Annotated in this window: 5 protein-coding genes; 3 read left to right on the forward strand and 2 right to left on the reverse strand. The window is 68.4% G+C overall.

All coding sequences use genetic code 11. The features are described 5' to 3' along the window. On the forward strand, positions 1 to 814 hold an 814-nt coding region (locus tag VED21_RS36445), incomplete at its 5' end, for a sensor histidine kinase (RefSeq protein WP_324890996.1). 45 nt (positions 815 to 859) lie between these two features. Here the strand turns inward: VED21_RS36445 and VED21_RS36450 are convergent. Beyond that, positions 860 to 1315, reverse strand: a complete 456-nt coding sequence (locus VED21_RS36450) for an Hsp20 family protein (RefSeq protein ID WP_324890998.1) — start codon at positions 1313 to 1315, stop codon at positions 860 to 862. 210 nt (positions 1316 to 1525) lie between these two features. On the opposite strand from VED21_RS36450, the gene VED21_RS36455 reads away from it, so the two are divergent. Beyond that, positions 1526 to 1936, forward strand: a complete 411-nt coding sequence (locus tag VED21_RS36455) for a DUF1465 family protein (RefSeq protein WP_324891000.1) — start codon at positions 1526 to 1528, stop codon at positions 1934 to 1936. 73 nt (positions 1937 to 2009) lie between these two features. Here the strand turns inward: VED21_RS36455 and rpmE are convergent, their stop codons facing one another. Next, positions 2010 to 2234 carry a 50S ribosomal protein L31 gene (gene rpmE / locus VED21_RS36460; protein ID WP_324891002.1) on the reverse strand — a complete coding sequence of 75 codons (225 nt, stop codon included), beginning with the start codon at positions 2232 to 2234 and terminating at the stop codon, positions 2010 to 2012. A gap of 186 nt (positions 2235 to 2420) precedes the next feature. Between rpmE and VED21_RS36465 the strand changes: the two genes are divergently transcribed. Further along, positions 2421 to 3468, forward strand: a 1048-nt coding sequence (locus tag VED21_RS36465; protein WP_324891004.1) for an ABC transporter transmembrane domain-containing protein, incomplete at its 3' end; no start/stop codon positions are given.

Here is a 3468-nt window from a genome sequence, read left to right on the forward strand (position 1 = left end):
CCGCCGGCTGTTCGCCGGCATCATCCGCGACGTCACCGAGCGCAAGCGCGTCGAGCGGGAGCTGATCCAGGCCAAGGAGGCGGCGGAGGCCGCCGACCGCGCCAAGTCGGCCTTCCTCGCCACCATGAGCCACGAGCTGCGCACACCGCTGAACGCGGTCATCGGCTTCGCCCAGGTCATCGAGATGCGGCTGCTGGGCATGGACGCCATCGACCGCTACACGGAGTACGCGGGCTCCATCCGCCGCTCGGGCGAGCATCTGCTGGCGATCATCGACGACATCCTGGACATCTCGAAGATCGAAGCCGGGGCGCTGGGACTGGCCGAGCAGCCGGTTGACCTAACCGACTTGGCGGGGCAGGCGCTGAACCTCGTCGCCATGCAGGCGGGGCAGCGCGGTGTGGGCCTTGCCATCGAGTTGGAGAAGGACCTGCCGCCGCTGCGCGCCGACGAGCTGCGGCTGCGGCAGATCCTGCTGAACCTGCTGTCGAACGGCATCAAGTTCACCGAGACGGGCGGCACCGTGACGCTAGCCGGGCGGCGCGGCCCGGAGGGCGGCGTGGACCTGTGCGTGCGCGACACCGGCGTCGGCATGGCGGCGGAGGACATCCCGGTGGCGCTGGCGCCGTTCAGCCAGGTCGACCAGTCGATGACCCGCCGCTACGAGGGCACCGGCCTCGGCCTGCCGCTGACCAAGCGCCTGGTCGAGTTGCACGGCGGGGAACTGGTGATCGAGTCCGCCCCCGGCGAGGGGACCACGGTGACCGTGCGCCTGCCGGCCGAACGGATAATGGCGGTCGAGGAAATGGTGTGAAACTCCCTTCCCCGCCGGGGCGGGGAAGGGAGCGATGCGGCAGGGTTACGCCGCCTGCTGGGTCAGGGCCGGACCGTTGGAGGCGGCCTCGATCTTGATGGTGCGCGGCTTCATCGTCTCCGGGATCTCACGGACGAGGTCGATGTGGAGCAGACCATTCAGCAGGCTGGCACCACTCACCTTGATGAAATCCGCAAGCTGGAAGCGGCGCTCGAAAGCGCGCCCGGCGATACCCCGGTAGAGGAATTGGCCCGCTTCCTGCTCCTTCTTAGCTTTGCCCATGACCACCAGCGAGTTCTGCTGAGCGGTGATCTCGAGATCCTCCGGACCGAAGCCGGCGACGGCCATGGTGATCCGGTAGGCGTCTTCGCCCAGCTTCTCGATGTTGTAGGGCGGGTAGGACGCCGCCTCCTCGCCGTTGGTCGCAGCCTCAAGGAGGCGCGTCAGACGGTCGAAGCCGACGGTCGAACGGAACAGGGGCGAAAGGTCGTAGGTACGCATGTCATATCCTCCATACGAGCGATATTCCCGTCGGGGACCACGCGATGCATCGGTCCCCGCTTACGCAAAACCGGAGGGCCCCGGATGGGCGCCCGCCAGCGCCCTACGACATAATCATTCCCTTTTGGCCGTCAAGAGGGGGTCATGCTTTGTTAATCAGTTGCGGCCACGCTCGGAAACGGGCCTCGCGGCCGCGGGAGGGGCACGGCCGTGATCGGAAATCCCACCTTTTTCAACGGTCCGTACGACGAGACGATGGCGCTGCTGATCGAGGCGCGCAATTACATCGCCTACCATGAATCCATCGACCAGCGGAAACTGCCGCCGCACGTGCGGCTGCAGGTCAGCTACGAATCCATGCGGGTCACCAGCCGCCTGACGCAGGTGATGGCGTGGCTGCTGGCGCAGAAGGCCGTGCACGCCGGCGAAATCACGCCAGCCCAGGCCGCGTCGGAGGATTACGCGCTGTCCGGCGGCGACATCTGCACCGACCCCGCCGGCCCCGAGAACGAGGACCTGCCGGCCGGCCTGCGCAGCCTCTTGGAGCGCAGCCACCGCCTGTACATGCGCGTCGCCCGCCTGGACGAGCAGGTGCGCCGGTCCGTGGCGTTGGCGAGCTGAATTCCAGACGCAGGAACACGAAAAGGGCGCCCGGTTGGCCGGGCGCCCTTTTTCGCGCGGCAGAACGACGGCCTTACTTCTTCAGGCCGAAGCTGGCGAAGCGCTTGTTGAACTTGGCGATCTGGCCGCCCGTGTCGAGCAGCTTCTGAACGCCCGTCCACGCCGGGTGCGACTTGGGGTCGATGTCGAGGCGCATCGTGTCGCCCGGCTTGCCCCAGGTGCTCCGGGTCTTGAACGAGCTGCCGTCGGTCATGACGACGTTGATCTCGTGGTAGTCCGGATGGATGTCAGTCTTCATGGCGAAAAAATCCCGTGAAAATCGAGCGCGGTTCATAGCAAAGGAGGGGCCGCCGCGCAACCGCTTCCGTGCGCATTCCACACGTTTGGTGCGCGTCCGGTGAGCCTTCGGTGCGGCTTGCCTTGCTTGAGCGGGGCAAGGGTGCCATATGGGCGGGGTTTCCACAGCCCCCGATGCTTGCCCCGCATGGCCTTCCGCGAACCCTCCTCCGCCGAATCCGTCTCGCAGCCGGAGGCCGCGCGCAAGCGCGACCTGAAGCCGCTGCGCCGCCTGATCCCCTTCCTGCTGCCCTACCGCTGGCGCATCGCCGGCGCGATGCTGGCGCTGACCGTGGCGGCCGGCACCGTGCTGGGCCTGGGGCAGGGGCTGCGCGTCCTGGTCGACCACGGCTTCGCCGCGGGCAACGCCGCGCTGCTGGACCGGGCGCTGCTGGTGCTGCTGGGCGTCATCGTGCTGATGGCCGGGGCGACGTACGGGCGGTTCTACCTCGTCTCCTGGGTGGGGGAGCGGGTGGTGGCGGACCTGCGGCGCGCCGTCTACGACCATGTCCTGAAGCTCTCCCCCGGCTTCTACGAGACGACGCGGACCGGCGAGATCATGTCGCGGCTGACCACCGACACCACGCTCTTGCAGGTGGTCGTCGGCTCCTCGGCCTCCATCGCCTTGCGCAACACGCTGATGTTCATCGGCGGCACGGCGATGCTGCTGGTGACCTCGGCCAAGCTGACGGCGCTGGTGTTCCTGGTGGTGCCGCTGGTCGTCTTCCCCATCATCCTGTTCGGCCGGCGCGTGCGGGCGCTGTCGCGCGCCAGCCAGGACAAGGTGGCGGACGTCGGCGCCTTCGTCGACGAGACGCTGGGCGGCATCCGCACCGTGCAGGCCTATACCCACGAGCCCATCGAGCGTGAACGCTTCGGCGAGCGGGTGGAGGAGGCGTTCGGCGTCGCCATCCGCCGCGTGCAGGTGCGCGCCATCATGACGGTGATCGTCATCGTCCTGGTCTTCGGCGCCGTCGGCACCATCCTGTGGATCGGCGGGCACGATGTGCTGGCCGGCCGGCTGACGCCGGGCGAGCTGTCGGCCTTCGTCATCTACGCGGTGGTCGTGGCCGGCTCCGTCGGCGCCATCAGCGAGGTGATCGGCGACCTCCAGCGCGCGTCGGGCGCCACCGAGCGGCTGTTCGACCTGCTGGCGACCGAGCCGGAGATCCGCCCGCCCGCCGCCCCGGTGCCGC

It is taken from the genome of Azospirillum sp. (assembly GCF_035627195.1).
Classification (GTDB): domain Bacteria; phylum Pseudomonadota; class Alphaproteobacteria; order Azospirillales; family Azospirillaceae; genus Azospirillum.